This is a genomic window from Cognaticolwellia aestuarii (assembly GCF_002000025.1).
GTDB classification, from domain to species: domain Bacteria; phylum Pseudomonadota; class Gammaproteobacteria; order Enterobacterales; family Alteromonadaceae; genus Cognaticolwellia; species Cognaticolwellia aestuarii.
Genome location: NZ_MUZV01000021.1, coordinates 1 through 14,271 on the forward strand (window position 1 = coordinate 1; position 14,271 = coordinate 14,271).

Annotated in this window: 15 protein-coding genes, 1 tRNA gene and 1 rRNA gene; 12 read left to right on the forward strand and 5 right to left on the reverse strand. The window is 39.2% G+C overall.

The window, feature by feature from the left end; genetic code table 11:
• Nucleotides 1–146 precede the first annotated feature (146 nt).
• From rrf to B0169_RS18775, 4 genes are all read left to right on the forward strand, one after another.
• A 5S ribosomal RNA gene (gene rrf, locus B0169_RS18760) occupies nt 147–261 on the forward strand.
• 44 nt (nt 262–305) lie between these two features.
• Nucleotides 306–390 (forward strand) — tRNA-Tyr (locus B0169_RS18765).
• Nucleotides 391–651: 261 nt separating this feature from the next.
• Nucleotides 652–1,356 (forward strand): response regulator transcription factor, encoded by a 705-nt coding sequence (locus B0169_RS18770; RefSeq protein ID WP_158077132.1) that lies wholly within the window; start codon nt 652–654, stop codon nt 1,354–1,356.
• A gap of 235 nt (nt 1,357–1,591) precedes the next feature.
• Nucleotides 1,592–2,959 (forward strand): DEAD/DEAH box helicase, encoded by a 1,368-nt coding sequence (locus tag B0169_RS18775; protein WP_077288442.1) that lies wholly within the window; start codon nt 1,592–1,594, stop codon nt 2,957–2,959.
• 58 nt (nt 2,960–3,017) lie between these two features.
• On the opposite strand, the gene B0169_RS18780 is transcribed toward B0169_RS18775, so the two are convergent.
• Entirely contained in the window at nt 3,018–3,470 is a 453-nt protein-coding gene (locus tag B0169_RS18780) for a YaiI/YqxD family protein (RefSeq protein ID WP_077288443.1), read from the reverse strand.
• A gap of 121 nt (nt 3,471–3,591) precedes the next feature.
• On the opposite strand from B0169_RS18780, the gene B0169_RS18785 reads away from it, so the two are divergent.
• From B0169_RS18785 to B0169_RS18795, 3 genes are all read left to right on the forward strand, one after another.
• Entirely contained in the window at nt 3,592–4,068 is a 477-nt protein-coding gene (locus B0169_RS18785; protein WP_077288444.1) for an acyl-CoA thioesterase, read from the forward strand.
• Nucleotides 4,069–4,140: 72 nt separating this feature from the next.
• A complete protein-coding gene (locus B0169_RS18790; protein ID WP_077288459.1) occupies nt 4,141–4,494 on the forward strand; it encodes a DUF2750 domain-containing protein in 354 nt (117 codons plus the stop codon).
• A 6-nt stretch (nt 4,495–4,500) separates the two neighbouring features.
• Nucleotides 4,501–5,751: a DEAD/DEAH box helicase gene (locus B0169_RS18795; protein ID WP_077288445.1), complete on the forward strand. Its 1,251-nt coding sequence runs from the start codon at nt 4,501–4,503 to the stop codon at nt 5,749–5,751.
• 112 nt (nt 5,752–5,863) lie between these two features.
• On the opposite strand, the gene B0169_RS18800 is transcribed toward B0169_RS18795, so the two are convergent.
• Nucleotides 5,864–6,511, reverse strand: a complete 648-nt coding sequence (locus tag B0169_RS18800; protein ID WP_158077133.1) for a thiol:disulfide interchange protein DsbA/DsbL — start codon at nt 6,509–6,511, stop codon at nt 5,864–5,866.
• Between the two features lie 263 nt (nt 6,512–6,774).
• Here B0169_RS18800 and B0169_RS18805 point away from each other — a divergent pair, with 263 nt between their 5' ends.
• Entirely contained in the window at nt 6,775–7,521 is a 747-nt protein-coding gene (locus B0169_RS18805; protein WP_077288447.1) for a TIGR00266 family protein, read from the forward strand.
• 67 nt (nt 7,522–7,588) lie between these two features.
• Here B0169_RS18805 and B0169_RS18810 read toward each other — a convergent pair whose 3' ends face one another.
• The 3 genes from B0169_RS18810 to B0169_RS18820 all read right to left on the reverse strand — a co-directional run bounded on the left by B0169_RS18810 (nt 7,589) and on the right by B0169_RS18820 (nt 9,514).
• A complete protein-coding gene (locus B0169_RS18810) occupies nt 7,589–8,722 on the reverse strand; it encodes an alpha/beta hydrolase (RefSeq protein WP_077288448.1) in 1,134 nt (377 codons plus the stop codon).
• 79 nt (nt 8,723–8,801) lie between these two features.
• Nucleotides 8,802–9,236, reverse strand: coding sequence for a hypothetical protein (locus B0169_RS18815; protein WP_077288449.1), 435 nt, complete (start codon nt 9,234–9,236; stop codon nt 8,802–8,804).
• Between the two features lie 68 nt (nt 9,237–9,304).
• The gene (locus B0169_RS18820) at nt 9,305–9,514 is read right to left on the reverse strand and encodes a cysteine-rich CWC family protein (protein ID WP_202971842.1); all 210 of its coding nucleotides are present in this window, start codon (nt 9,512–9,514) and stop codon (nt 9,305–9,307) included.
• Nucleotides 9,515–9,710: 196 nt separating this feature from the next.
• Between B0169_RS18820 and B0169_RS18825 the strand changes: the two genes are divergently transcribed.
• The 4 genes from B0169_RS18825 (at nt 9,711) to B0169_RS18840 (ending at nt 14,060) form a co-directional block, all read left to right on the forward strand.
• Nucleotides 9,711–9,959, forward strand: coding sequence for a TIGR02922 family protein (locus tag B0169_RS18825; protein ID WP_235838644.1), 249 nt, complete (start codon nt 9,711–9,713; stop codon nt 9,957–9,959).
• 129 nt (nt 9,960–10,088) lie between these two features.
• The gene (locus tag B0169_RS18830) at nt 10,089–10,526 is read left to right on the forward strand and encodes an SRPBCC family protein (protein ID WP_077288450.1); all 438 of its coding nucleotides are present in this window, start codon (nt 10,089–10,091) and stop codon (nt 10,524–10,526) included.
• A gap of 12 nt (nt 10,527–10,538) precedes the next feature.
• Entirely contained in the window at nt 10,539–12,023 is a 1,485-nt protein-coding gene (glpK, locus tag B0169_RS18835) for a glycerol kinase GlpK (RefSeq protein WP_077288451.1), read from the forward strand.
• Between the two features lie 93 nt (nt 12,024–12,116).
• A complete protein-coding gene (locus B0169_RS18840; RefSeq protein ID WP_077288452.1) occupies nt 12,117–14,060 on the forward strand; it encodes a DNA topoisomerase III in 1,944 nt (647 codons plus the stop codon).
• Nucleotides 14,061–14,271: the final 211 nt, after the last annotated feature.

Sequence of the window (14,271 nt, forward strand, 5' to 3'; positions counted from 1 at the left end):
AAGTGGTTTTAAAGATTGTAGTTAAGTTTGACTAAACACTCGCAAGAGTGACACGTACATAAAGCATTGAATAAGAGTTCGAAACACGTATTTATTATCATTAAGACATGTCTTAATAAACGGCTTTCAAGATTGTACCCTTTTTGTCTAGCGACAATAGCGACATGGCCCCACCTGATCCCATTCCGAACTCAGAAGTGAAACGTGTTAGCGCCGATGGTAGTGTGGGAGTTCCCATGTGAGAGTAGGACATTGCTAGGCTTCTTTTCAGAATACCCAGCTTATTGCTGGGTTTTCGACCCTGTGGAGGGGTTCCCGAGTGGCCAAAGGGATCAGACTGTAAATCTGACGGCTCAGCCTTCGGTGGTTCGAATCCACCTCCCTCCACCATCATTTTAAAACCCGTAGCTCACGCTACGGGTTTTTTCGTTTTTGCTATTCATAAAAAATCCCCCCATAATTTAGTGACTTCTGCGACAATTTGTCACTTGTTAATTCGTGTAAGTTACATAATAGATACAATTATCCTGGCTTTGAGTATTGTTGTACGAGGATAAAAGGAGGAAAATCAATTGATATGTGACTATTCTTTTAGGTTAAGTAATTGTGAACTAGATGAAATTTGCTAAATACGAATTAAGGAACACCATCATGAAAGAAGTACTAATTATAGAAGATGATAAATTGGTGTCTCTTACTTTAAAAAGCCAATTGGAAAGCAAAGGTTTTGCTGTTACTCAAGTTTTTAACGGGTCGAATGCTTTGCGTAAAGTCATCAATACTTTTCCAGACCTTATTTTGTTGGATATAGGCTTACCAGATATCAATGGTTATGAGGTATGCAAGCAACTTAGGGAGTTTTATCAACGCCCAATTATTTTCATCACTAGTCACGAAGATTCAATAGCTGAAATAAAATGCTTTGAAGTTGGGGCTGATGACTTTGTGCTGAAAACAGCGCCGTTTGAAGTGTTATATCAACGAATAAAGCGCTTAGGTGTTAGGCCAACCAAATATCAGCCAGACGATATTTTAGCTTTTGGAGATGTAAAATTTATTCCTGCATCAACCGATTGTTTTTATCAAAGAAAAGCACTCGGCTTAACGCAAGAGGAGTATGAGTTATTTTACTTCATTGCTACAAAGCATAATAGTGTGGTATCTCGTCAAGTTATTCTGAAAGTTTTAAAAGGGGCTGATTACGATGGTATTGACCGCTCTATTGACATTAAAGTCGCCAGAATTAGAAATAAACTTAAAGCTGTTGGGTTACCGGCAAATATTATTCAATCTGTTCGCTCTATAGGCTATCAGGTGTGTTTCTCAATAATGTCTGAATCTGAAATTGCTAATTAACCAAGTTTTTGATTTTGATGACACAAAATAAAGTGGGTGCTATATTTTGCCATTAGTTAGGTCACGGCATTATTCATTTTAGTGGTGATTAATAATTAATGTTACTGCTTTTAGGCACCACAAGTGTTTTGTTAATGGCTCCGAATGACTACTATCATTGCACTGAAGCTGTCTATACTGTATTCTGCACCGCCGTTTGACATTGGCTCAAACCCCAGCGAGAAGAGTACATTCTATGAGTTTTACCGATTTAGGTTTATCTGCCCCAATTCAAAAAGCTATTGCGGAAAAAGGTTACGATACACCATCGCCTATTCAAGCTCAGGCGATTCCTGCGGTACTCGCTGGTAAGGATGTCATGGCAGCTGCGCAGACGGGCACAGGTAAAACAGCAGGCTTTACTTTACCTATTCTTGAGTTGCTATCGAAGGGCGAGAAAGCACGGCCCAATCAAGCCCGTACTCTCATTATTACGCCAACGCGAGAGCTTGCTGCTCAGATTGCTGAAAATGTTGAAATGTATGGTAAGCACTTAGACCTTAAATCAACAGTAGTATTTGGTGGGGTAAAAATTAATCCGCAAATGTTACGTTTACGCCAAGGTGTCGATATTCTAGTTGCTACGCCTGGGCGATTGTTAGATTTATATAATCAGAATGCGGTACGTTTTAATCAATTAGAAGTTCTGGTACTTGATGAAGCCGATCGCATGTTAGATATGGGCTTTTTACGTGATATTAAGAAAATTTTATCTTTATTACCAAAAAAGCGCCAAACACTACTTTTTTCTGCAACCTTTTCGCCTGATATTCGTGAGCTAGCTAAAGGTATCGTTAATGACCCTGTAGAGATTTCAATTAGCCCAAAAAATACCACTGCCGAAACCGTTGAGCAGTTAATCTACCCTGTAGATAAGAATAAGAAAGCCTCACTATTAACTCACTTAATTAAAGCTAATGACTGGCGACAAGTTATTGTTTTCATGAAGACTAAGCATGGTGCGAATAAGTTAACTAAGCAACTTGATGCTTCAGGAATAAAAGCTGCAGCTATACATGGTAATAAAAGCCAAGGCGCCAGAACAAAGGCCTTAGCACAATTTAAAGAAGGCAGTATCAATGTTTTAGTTGCAACTGACATAGCTGCACGTGGTATTGATATAGATCAGTTGCCTCAAGTGGTTAACTTTGAATTACCTAACGTACCAGAAGACTACGTGCATAGAATTGGACGCACTGGGCGAGCTGGAGCGACAGGACAAGCGGTATCATTAGTTTGCGCTGATGAAATAGACCTTTTAAATGATGTTCAACACGTAATTCAAAGCCATTTACCAAGAGAGGTCGTGGCTGGTTTTGAACCTGTAAATGCTTTACCTGAGTCTCGTAAATTAAGGCCGTTAAAAGCGAAAAAAACCAAAAAAATCAAATGGGATAAACCAGAACACAAAGATGGACAACGTTCAGGGGATAATGCACGCGGTCATAAGCCTACTGGTAAAAACAGACGTCATACAGGTAACAGCACCAAGGTTAACCCATATGGGAATAGCAGCTCAAATAAGACTGGCAAACATCACGCTAAGCCATCAGCTAATAAATAGTAATCAGCTAGCTTCTGCCTGTACTTGTTAATAAACTACAGGCAGCCAATAGGCTAGCTTAAATATGTGACTGTTGTGCTAGTAATTTATCAAGATTATTAGCAAATGCTTGTCGATCTGCTTGGCTAATGGGTGGCGCGCCACCTGTTTCGATACCACTAGAGCGCAAAGTATCCATAAAGTCACGCATATTAAGACGTTGACGAATGTTGCTCTCGGTATAAAGCTCACCTCTTGGGTTTAGCGCTAAGCAGCCTTTTTCGACAACTTCCGCGGCTAAAGGGATATCTGCGGTGATCACTAAGTCATTGGGCTCGGCGCGTTTAACAATTTCATTATCAGCCACATCAAAGCCAGCACTCACTTGTACAAAGCTGATCACTTTTGAAGGTGGTACTTTTAAATAATGGTTAGCCAATAATGTTGTAACTGTTTTCGTTCGCTCAGCGGCTCTAAACAATATCTCTTTAATGACTACTGGACAGGCATCGGCATCAACCCAAATTTTCATGCTTTCTCTTTAAATTTTAACTATGACTTAACTGGTGGTAATGTACCTTTAAATAATCGGTATTGTAAGTTTTGTTAAAGGTTAATTAGACTGTAATAACGACTTATAGATAGGAAATATAATGAAGCAACCACAGCGTGATATAACTTTAAGATTTTTGGCTGAACCTCAAGATGTCAATTTTGGCGGTAAAGTGCATGGTGGTGCGGTGATGAAATGGATCGATCTGGCTGCTTATGCTTGCGCTGCTGGTTGGAGTGGCCGTTATTGTGTTACTGCTTATGCTGGTGGTATTCGCTTTATTGCTCCGATCCATGTTGGCAGTTTAGTAGAAGTGGAAGCAAAGGTTATTTATACCGGTAAATCTTCAATGCACATAGCGTTAGAAGTAAATGCCTGTGATCCTAAATCTTTAAACCGACGATTAACCACACACTGTATCGTTATTATGGTGGCTGTTGATCAAAATGGTCAATCGGAACGCGTTCCCGAGTGGATTCCGCAGTCAGAAGCAGATAAAAAACAGCATGAAAGTGCGAGAAAATTAATGGAAATGCGTAAACAGATCGGCGAAGAGATGCAAATTTTTGTAGAATAGCGCCTTATTTAAAAATAAATTTCAGCAGGACTTCATGTGTTAGAGCCAGAAAAAGTTAAGCAAATATTACAAATGGATGATGCGCAACGCGCTGTTTATTTTGTTAATGAGACAGTCACTCAAAACCAGTTATGGATTTTAACTGACGAGCATGGTTGTGTAATGCTCAATACAGAAGATGAAGATTGTGTACCTGTTTGGCCAAACGAAGAGTTTGCCCAAGCTTGGGCGACCGAACAATGGCAAGATTGTCGCCCAGAAGCTATTTCTTTAAATAAATGGTTTAGTCGTTGGACTCATGGGCTTGCAGATGATGAACTTGCGATTGTGGTGTTCCCAAGCCAAGACGAGCAAGGACTTGTTTATTACCCTGATGAACTTGAGCATGAGCTTAAGCAGAAGCAACATTCCGTTAAAAAGCGATAAATTATCATGAGTTTCTCTTCCTTAGCACTAGATAAGTCACTGACTGATGCTGTTAAAGCTTTAGGTTATGAACAACCTACTCCGATCCAACAGCAAGCTATTCCCGCGATTCTAGCTAATAAAGATATTATGGCCGGAGCACAAACGGGAACGGGCAAAACAGCAGCCTTTGCATTGCCAATTCTCCAACGTTTAAGCCAGAATATTCCAGCACAAAGACCTATTAGAGCCTTGGTATTAACACCAACCCGAGAGCTTGCCCAACAAGTGTATAAAAGTTTTGTCAGTTATGCGGAAAATACCGAGCTAAATATTGCTGTTGCATATGGTGGAGTAAGTATTAAGCCGCAAATAGACGCTATTGAAAAAGGTGCTGATGTACTTATTGCTACACCAGGGCGATTACTTGATCATATTATCAATGGTAGTGTACTGCTGATCCATCTTGAAACTATTGTCTTTGATGAAGCTGATAGAATGTTAGATATGGGCTTTAAAGATGAAATTGACCGGATTCTTAACCGTTTACCTCCAAAGCGACAGACCCTACTTTTTTCTGCAACGTTTGACGATGCTATTTTTAAACTCAGCAAAACCTTACTCAATGAACCTGAACTTATTGAAGTTAGTGAACGTAATACGGCAGCTAAACAAGTCGAACAAATAGTTTATACCGTTGATAATGATCGCAAACGCGAGTTAACATCGTTCTTAATCGGTTCGAAAAACTGGCAGCAAGTGCTTATTTTCACACGTACCAAACAAGGTGCAGATGAACTTGCGAAAGAAATGTCGAAAGACGGTATTAAAACCCAATCTATTCATGGTGATAAATCGCAAGGCGCACGAGATAAAGCGCTAGCTGAATTTAAAGCTGGAAAAACGCGAGCGTTAGTTGCTACCGATGTTGCAGCTCGTGGCATTGATATTCATGATTTACGTTATGTTATTAACTACGAACTGCCTTATATTGCTGAAGATTATATTCATCGCATTGGCCGAACGGGTCGAGCTGGTAATGAAGGGTTAGCTATTTCATTAATGAGTCCGTCTGAAGCTTGGTTGTTAGAGGCGGTAGAGAAAGTATTAGATACGCGTTTAATGCAACAGTGGCTACCTGGTTATGAGCCCGACTTAACGAAAACTGATACCCCAGCACGTAAAAATACTTTAGGTCGACAGAAAAAACACGGCCGTCAACAAGCCTTTGGTGATAAGAAAAAGAGTAAACCGAATAATAAACATCGCCGACGTTAAAAAGACGATGAATTAAAACAAGCCGACACTTCAAAAGCGTCGGCTTTTTGTTTTTAACAGTAGTCCAGTAGCAATATCTGCATGCGATATCACGTTAGGTATTTGCTAAAACCTACAGCGTAAATAAATACGCTACTAACTCACTATACTCAGCAAAAAAGTTATTACGATCGAGAGACTTACTATTAATTAAATATTTACCGTTGACTACCATGGCAGGTACGCTAGTCAGGTGATTATTTGCTGATAACTCATCTTGAACTTTCTTTTCTCTTTTTGCCTGACCGATCACCGAAAAATTTTTCATACCTTGATCGAATTTTTTACCATCACCACCACTGAGCACAAAAATATTTCGAATATCTTTTTCATTATCAATAGTGGCTCTATCTGTTTGTAGATAGTTAAAGACCGCAGAAGAAAATTCCCGATCAATGTCAGTTTTCTCAGCAATGATTAATGCTTTACTCAACATAAATTGAGTATCTGCAGATGCTTGCCTCATGAAATCAACATGTACTTTATTGAACTTAGCTTGTTCAGGCATCATTTTTTTTATGCCGTCAAGGTAAGGCTCATAGGCACGACAAGCTGGGCAATAATAAGAAAAGTATTCACTCAATTCTGGCGTCGTTGTTTTATTTTTTGCCACTATTTTGTAATGTTTTCCTTCTTCAAATGTTGCAGAAAAACTACTAAAACTAATACTGAGTAATAGTGTTACTGTGAATGCGGAAATGAGTTTTATTATTTTTGTCATAAGAGTCCTTAAAGCATGCTTTTGAGTGAGACTTTCACAATGGTTTATTTCAAGGTGTAAATGATAACGAAAAGTAGACATTTATTAGCCATAAATGTTCAGTCGGAAATGTAAAAATTAATGTCAGTGTGTGGTTAGTGCTAGCCAATAAAGTCGAAATTTGTTTTTATAGCATAGCGGTTTAATTTCGGTTTATATGAGATATTAAAAACCAATAGCAAAGTTAACTAAAGATAAATGTAGCCATAGCATAAGGATAGACAATGCGAAGTGATGAAATAGATTATCAAATTATCGGACACTCAATGCAGTTAGTTGAAGTAACGTTAGATCAGGGAGAAACCGTTGTCGCAGAAGCTGGTGCGATGAATTATATGGAAGATGGCATTGAATTTGAAACGAAAATGGGTGATGGCTCAGATGTTAATCAAGGCATCATGGGGAAGTTGTTTTCTGCGGGCAAACGCATGCTGACGGGTGAGTCAGTGTTTATGACTCATTTTTCTAATCAACACCCACAGCGTCGTATAGTTGCTTTTGCAGCACCGTATCCAGGGTCAATTATTAGCATTGACCTGGCTGATATTGGCGGTGGCGTTACTTGTCAAAAAGATGCTTTTCTTTGTGCAGCATTGGGCACCAAAATAGATATCACCTTTAGTAAACGTTTAGGCAGTGGTTTTTTTGGCGGTGAAGGTTTTATCTTAGAACGCCTAGAAGGTGACGGTTTAGCATTTTTGCATGCCGGGGGTACGATTATCGAAAAGGAACTAAATGGCGAGGTATTACGCGTAGATACGGGTTGTTTGGTGGGTTTTAGTGATGGTGTTGATTACGACATTGAATTGACTAAAGGCTTAAAGAGTATGTTATTTGGTGGCGAAGGTTTGTTTATTGCCACGCTTTCTGGTCATGGTAAAGTCTGGCTACAAAGTTTACCTTTTTCTCGATTAGCTGATCGAGTTATTCAGCATGCTCCTATACATGGTGGCTCAAGTAAGGGAGAGTAATGCCTGAGTATACAATAATTTAACTTCACACCTAACAGCATTCATTGGGCTGTTAGGTGTATGCATATTAGATTAAATGCCAAACCTGTGTAGATTGAGAGCTTCTTTTGCGTACGCTATCATTGTAGTTAATGCCATCGATACTGTGCCTTATATCTTCGTTAACCGTCGCCCATAAATAATAACTATGCTCGGTAACTCCGCCGACAATTTTAGAGCAATTTACTTGATTAACTTTGTTGTGTAACTGTAAAGGTCTAGCGCAACCATTATGGCCTAATCGATCAATATTTCCTTTGGTGTAATCAGAAATATACATGGCCAGATCACCATTGTTGTAATAAACCGTGACCTGGCGAGCTAGTCGATGCAAATTGGCCATTGGTTGTTCTTGTTCGAAAACATTATCATCAACATCAGGTGCGCACATAAATATATGTTGAAATAACTGTGGTAAATGCTTCTGGTTATTAAGTTTAATTAATGCTGTAAGAGCATGCTGTAAAACATAATTGCCCATAGAATGGCAAAGTAGGTGTAGCTGTTGACCACATTCTTTTAATGCAATGTCATCATGTTTGGGCCGTAGTGTCATTAGAAAATCACGTAATTTCAAGAAGCCACGTGCTACAGCAATACTTGAGTCTTCAGCATCACTACGATCAGACAAATAAGCTTTGTTTCTCATCATTTTGCCATTGGAAGGCCAAGAAAAAAGAAAAACACTAGTATCTTTTAAATCATCATTATCATGAGAATGGCGATTAAGCATCAACTCTAACGCCATTGCAGAGGCTACTGCTTCAAACCAATCAACATTAAAACCATGAATGAAAATTACTAGATCACGCTTTGCCTCCATCTGCTTTTTTAATTCATGAAAGGCTGTTGTCGAAGCCAGGGGCTGGGGCGCGCTTATCGAATCGGTTGACTCTTCAGGTTCTTTAAATGCAGATATCAGGTGTTTTTTGCGTAATTTTTTTTCAATATAAGCCGATAGGCCTTCACCATCTCCTGCGCGGTTATCGACATTATGCGCTTGAAAGTACTTTATTTTTTCACGGCTTACTTCAACTGTTATGCGACCAAAACGTAGATTGTTGGAGCGATCAGCACTAAAATCTTGACCGTAGCTTTTCGGTGACCAACGTGGGCCAATATGATTTCTGTTGGTGGCATAATAGAGCGTTAAGGTAAGCATATAAACATCCTGTCGATCTCGAAGAGTTGTCTACGACAAGTGTAGCTAAGTTTGATTCACTAACAAGCTCGCAGTTGAGTTATCTTGAGGTGAACCGCTGGAAAAATTTTGTTATTGGCCCTGTTTGAGCTTGCTGCAAATCTGCATCGTTATAATTGGTATGTAATATTCTAATACGTATAGAGTAAGTTGCGCCATGGCCCCAAGGCCACCAAAAAAGTGCTATCGCAGGTGTATCTACTGTAGCTGGTCGGGTGAAAATTAATTGTTCTTTAGTTAATTTTGTCAGTTCTCCAAGTTCAGCTTTAATCGCTTTGGGCGATTTTTTAATATTTTTATGGCTCCACTCTTCACTAAATAATTGCCGTAATACGATTAAAATACGCTCTGTTTTTTCCCAAGAAAATTCGGTAAGTAACATCGATAGTTTATCGTCCCAACGCCAAGTTAGCTCATCACCCAAGGGGACAGTTATTGCATTAAATATGACGTTTTTTTGCGGATTGTCAGACACTAAAAGTCCTTATAGATAAGTTGGTTAGAGTGATGATTTAAAACTATACAATATTCTGTTGTTACTTGTTACGACTTATCGATAATTTCTATTGAGTTAAATTTGTCGATGCACTTTTGACAGATACATGATTTTCTAGATAATTCGGCAGGTACTTGCTTTAGTAAACCTGGTTGTATATCACTCTCGACACACCAACAGGGCTCAGTACTTTTTATGCCACAAAAGTTATTTGCTTGGCATAATGGGCAAATACTATCATTAATTACTGTAGTCAAAATAACTTACTTTCACTTTAGATACACGTTAATTTGAGTGTACCTTAGTTGCTTATTTTGATAAATCATCATTTGAGCGGCTATCACCGTAATATGTAATCATGGTTACAATTTGTTGCAGCAACTAGTGAAAACATTAACAGTTTTTTTAACCCAATTGATTAAAATACTGCCATTTTTTAGCTATATAGGGTGCATGATGCAATCGAAACTTGAGCCAGCAGGGACAGTAAAAGAAGTCACTATTATTTATTACGGTGAATTATCTTTGAAATTACAGCATAGTGTTGAGCACTTTGTGCAATTAGAAAATGGCCGAGTGATTATTCCTGACAGTTATAAGCAAGATAAGTCTATTATTGCGGTTTGCGACGGCGCGGTGAATATCCTTAATAAATTTGGTGAGCGTATCGAATTTACGCCTTATCACAGTAATACTGTATAAACTTCAGCTAAGCGGATTTTCGTTATTTCTCACTTTTTTTGTTAATAATTTTTAACTACCTCCCTTGACCCTAAACCATTAAGTCCGTTACTGTTGCTGTAGTTATCTTGATGAAAGTACAGTAAATTTATGGTTAATGTTGATGTAATGCAAATGGTTGCCGCGGCGCCAAATGAAATCAGTAAGCTACTACTTGATCATCAGCAATTGCATCGTTTTTTTGATGCAAAATTTGCTGTTGCAAAAACGGCTGATGATGGAGAGCCCGCTGGTGGCAAAGGGGCAATTCGTAATGTTAATGTTGCTGGAGTGAAATTTTCAGAACAAGTATTGTTTACTAGCTCAAATCAAATACGTTATGCCATTGTCGGAGATAAGCCATTAAGTAACCACCAAGGTAATATTTACCTGACGGAACAAACCCCAACACAAACTTCTGTACGTTATACTATTGTTTGCAATGGACCTAAATGGCTACCAGATAAATGGGTCGAATTTTTATTGGCGCAAGCAATGAAGAAAGCTTTAGTTAAGATTAATCAGTACTTTTTATCGCAGAAAAAATAGGCGAACTGTGTGATGAAACCTCAATATTTACTGGCTATCGATCAAGGTACAACCAGTAGTCGCGCCATTATTTTTACTCTTGCTGGCGAGCTTATTGCCAGTGCCTCAGAAGAGTTTGCCCAAATCTATCCTCATGATGGTTGGGTCGAACATGATCCCCAGGCTATTTGGCAAACAACGCTAGCAAGTTGCCGACAAGCGCTGACTAAAAGTGATCTGGTAGCTGAAGATATTGCCGCTATCGGTATTACCAATCAACGTGAAACGACTATTGTTTGGGACAAGAGTACTGGTGAAGCAATTTATAATGCCATTGTCTGGCAAGATCGACGAACCGCTAAACGTTGTGAAAATCTGCAAAAAAACGCTGAAATCGCAGCGAAAGTAACAGCGAAAACAGGGCTATTAATCGACCCTTATTTTTCAGCCAGTAAAATTGAATGGTTACTTGATAATGTTGCCGGCGCACGAACCAAAGCAGAGGCAGGGCAGTTATGTTTTGGCACAGTAGATACTTTTTTACTGTGGCACTTAACTGAAGGTAAAGCGTTTGCCACAGATGCCAGTAATGCATCTCGAACCTTGTTGTTTAATATTGTAGAAAATTGTTGGGATCAAGAGTTACTCGCGCTGTTTAATATTCCACAAGCAATGCTACCCGAGGTCAAAAATAGTGCCGATAATTTTGGCCAAACGACAAAGCAACTTTTTGGTGGCAGCATTGCGATTAATGCCATGATAGGCGATCAACAAGCGTCATTGGTTGGTCAAGCATGCTTCGAAAAAGGCATGATGAAAGGTACCTATGGCACAGGTTGCTTTGTTATGGTGAATACGGGAGCAGAAATACTTTATTCGCAACATAAAATGTTAAGTACCGTGGCTTATCGAATCAATAATAAAAGCACTTACGCTCTTGAAGGTAGTATTTTTATGGCGGGAGCTACTATGCAGTGGCTGCGTGATGGTTTGCAATTACTAACGAATGTAGACTGTAGTGCTGCCATCGCGCAATCTATGCAAAGTGAAAATCATGTTTATTTAGTACCGGCTTTTACTGGGCTTGGCGCGCCACATTGGCAGCCAGATGCACGTGGTGCAATCATAGGCTTAACACGTGACTCGGGTATCAAAGAAATAGTCACAGCAGGCTTAGCATCAGTGGCGTATCAAACTCGTGATCTATTAACGGCTATGGCACAAGATGGTATTAACACCACGCGACTTAGAGTGGATGGCGGTATGGTGGTCAATCATTGGTTATTACAGTTTTTAGCTGATATTTTAGCCATTACCATTGAGCGACCAAAAATTACTGAAACGACAGCCCTGGGAGCCGCATTACTGGCAGGATTACAACAAGGAGCTTTTGACAGCATTGAACAAGCAGCACAGTCATGGCAGTTACAGGATAAATTTGACAGAAAAATGACTGAAGATAGTCGAAATAGGCATTATCAAGGCTGGCTAGCAGCACTACAGCGAGTTTTAGATTAACATTAAGCCCACTTAACTGTATAAATAAACAGTTTTAAGTGCTAGGCTATTTAACAAGTTCGATAGTATTTGCTGCACAGATAAGTATTCACCTTGAAATTATATATTGCTGAAAAACCAAGCTTAGGTCGGGCAATTGCCGCGGCGTTGCCTAAACCACAGAAAAACCGCCAAGGCTATATTGAGCTTGGCAATGGTGATGTGGTGAGTTGGTGTATAGGTCATATTCTTGAACAAGCCAATCCAGAAAATTATGACCCCGCGTTTAAGAAATGGCAAATGGCTCATTTACCCATTGTACCTGATCAGTGGCAATTAAAACCTAAAACGCAAACACGTGCGCAACTGACGGTATTACGTAAATTAGTCAAGCAAGCAGATGAAATTATTCATGCTGGCGATCCTGACCGTGAGGGGCAGTTGCTGGTAGATGAAGTGATTGACTTTTTGAAGGTTTCAGCACAAAAGAAGCAAAATATTAAACGTTTATTGGTTAGTGATTTGAATTTACCAGCAGTGCGAAGATCACTTGCCAATATGCAAAGTAATCAATTGTTTATGCCGTTGTCTATTTCGGCTTTAGCACGCTCTAGAGCCGATTGGCTATACGGTATTAATTTAACGCGAGCTTATACAATACAAGGCCAAAAGGCTGGTTTTAATAGTGTATTATCGGTTGGCCGAGTGCAAACTCCCTTATTGGGTTTAGTGGTGCGACGTCAACAAGAAATTGATAACTTTGTCGCCAAAGACTTCTATGATGTGCACGCACATTTAACAAGTAATACTCAAGAAAACTTTATTGCTAAATGGCAACCAAGTGAAGCATGTCAACCTTATATGGATGAGGAAGGTCGTGTACTTAACCGCGCTTTGGCTGAAAATGTTATTGGTCGTATTGAAAACCAACCTGCAGTTGTTAGCTCGGTAGTCAAACAAGAAAAAAAACAAGCTGCTCCACTACCTTATAATTTATCATCGTTACAAATTGACGCAGCAAAAATATATTCATTAAATGCTAAGCTGGTGTTAGATGTTTGTCAGGCTTTGTATGAAAAGCATAAAGTGATCACTTATCCGCGTTCAGACTGTCGCTATTTGCCAAAAGAGCACCATGGCCAAGCTAAAGGCATTATTGCTATGCTGGCAAATGGTGATGACAGTTACTCTTTATTTGCGCAAGGAGCTAATAGCTCTTTAAAAAGTAAAGCTTGGAACAGTGCTAAAGTAACCGCGCATCATGCCATTATTCCGACCGAGAAATCGGCGTCGACATTATCGTTAAATCCATTTGAAAAGAAGGTTTATTTTCTAATTGTTCGACAATATTTAGCGCAGTTTTATCCTGCTTACCAATATAATCAGACGCGAGTGGAGGTATTAATTGCTGGTGGTAAGTTTTTAGCCAATGCTAAAACACCGGTAGCCCAAGGTTGGAAAGTGCTATTTCAACGGGCGAAGAAAAAGCCTGAAACAGCAGGGCAAGGTGAAGATGTTGAGCAGCAATTAACACATCAATTATTACCTCAGTTAGTTGAGGGGGAAAAAATATTATCTCGTCATGGTGAACTAATTAGCCGTATGACCCAAGCCCCTAAACATTTTACCGATGCTAGCTTGTTAAGTGCTATGACGGGAATTGCTCGATTTGTTAGTGATAACGAGATTAAAAAACTCTTAAAAGAAAATGATGGTTTAGGTACTGAAGCAACACGAGCAGGTATTATAGATTTACTCTTTAAGCGTGATTACTTAAAGCGGCAAGGAAAGAATATTCATGCAACTCTGGTGGGAACGTCGCTGATCAAGGCTTTACCTATTGCTGCCACAATGCCAGATATGACGGCACACTGGGAAGCAACATTAACCAATATTAGCGAGAAAAAAAGTCGTTACCAAGATCTGATTAACCCTTTAACCGCGACTATAACTCAGATGATTGAGCAATCTGAGCAGCAATCTTTTGCACAACTACCTAAAGTGCCATTTAAACGTAAATCAAAAGCAAAAAAATTCAGCGCACGCAAAAAAAAATAATTATATAAAGCTCAATTAAAGTGAAACTTTCTTGCGGTTGTGTACTACCTGTTGGCTAAAAATACTGCCGTGAACTCATATCAAATGTGACTTTAAAATCAAATTATATTTACTTACCATTTGGTCAGCGGTTAAAAAACCTTCATTTTTCCTTAACAATAATTTAACATTTAACACACAAAATGCCATTAGGTCATTTTGCATAATAATA

Coding starts and splice junctions, on each gene's coding strand:
- B0169_RS18825 (WP_235838644.1), top strand. CDS start 9,711: ATGATGCAATCGAAACTTGAGCCAGCAGGGACAGTAAAAGAAGTCACT.
- B0169_RS18800 (WP_158077133.1), bottom strand. CDS start 6,511: ATGACAAAAATAATAAAACTCATTTCCGCATTCACAGTAACACTATTA.
- B0169_RS18830 (WP_077288450.1), top strand. CDS start 10,089: ATGGTTAATGTTGATGTAATGCAAATGGTTGCCGCGGCGCCAAATGAA.
- B0169_RS18770 (WP_158077132.1), top strand. CDS start 652: ATGAAAGAAGTACTAATTATAGAAGATGATAAATTGGTGTCTCTTACT.
- B0169_RS18805 (WP_077288447.1), top strand. CDS start 6,775: ATGCGAAGTGATGAAATAGATTATCAAATTATCGGACACTCAATGCAG.
- B0169_RS18785 (WP_077288444.1), top strand. CDS start 3,592: ATGAAGCAACCACAGCGTGATATAACTTTAAGATTTTTGGCTGAACCT.
- B0169_RS18795 (WP_077288445.1), top strand. CDS start 4,501: ATGAGTTTCTCTTCCTTAGCACTAGATAAGTCACTGACTGATGCTGTT.
- B0169_RS18780 (WP_077288443.1), bottom strand. CDS start 3,470: ATGAAAATTTGGGTTGATGCCGATGCCTGTCCAGTAGTCATTAAAGAG.
- B0169_RS18775 (WP_077288442.1), top strand. CDS start 1,592: ATGAGTTTTACCGATTTAGGTTTATCTGCCCCAATTCAAAAAGCTATT.
- B0169_RS18810 (WP_077288448.1), bottom strand. CDS start 8,722: ATGCTTACCTTAACGCTCTATTATGCCACCAACAGAAATCATATTGGC.
- glpK (WP_077288451.1), top strand. CDS start 10,539: ATGAAACCTCAATATTTACTGGCTATCGATCAAGGTACAACCAGTAGT.
- B0169_RS18790 (WP_077288459.1), top strand. CDS start 4,141: ATGGATGATGCGCAACGCGCTGTTTATTTTGTTAATGAGACAGTCACT.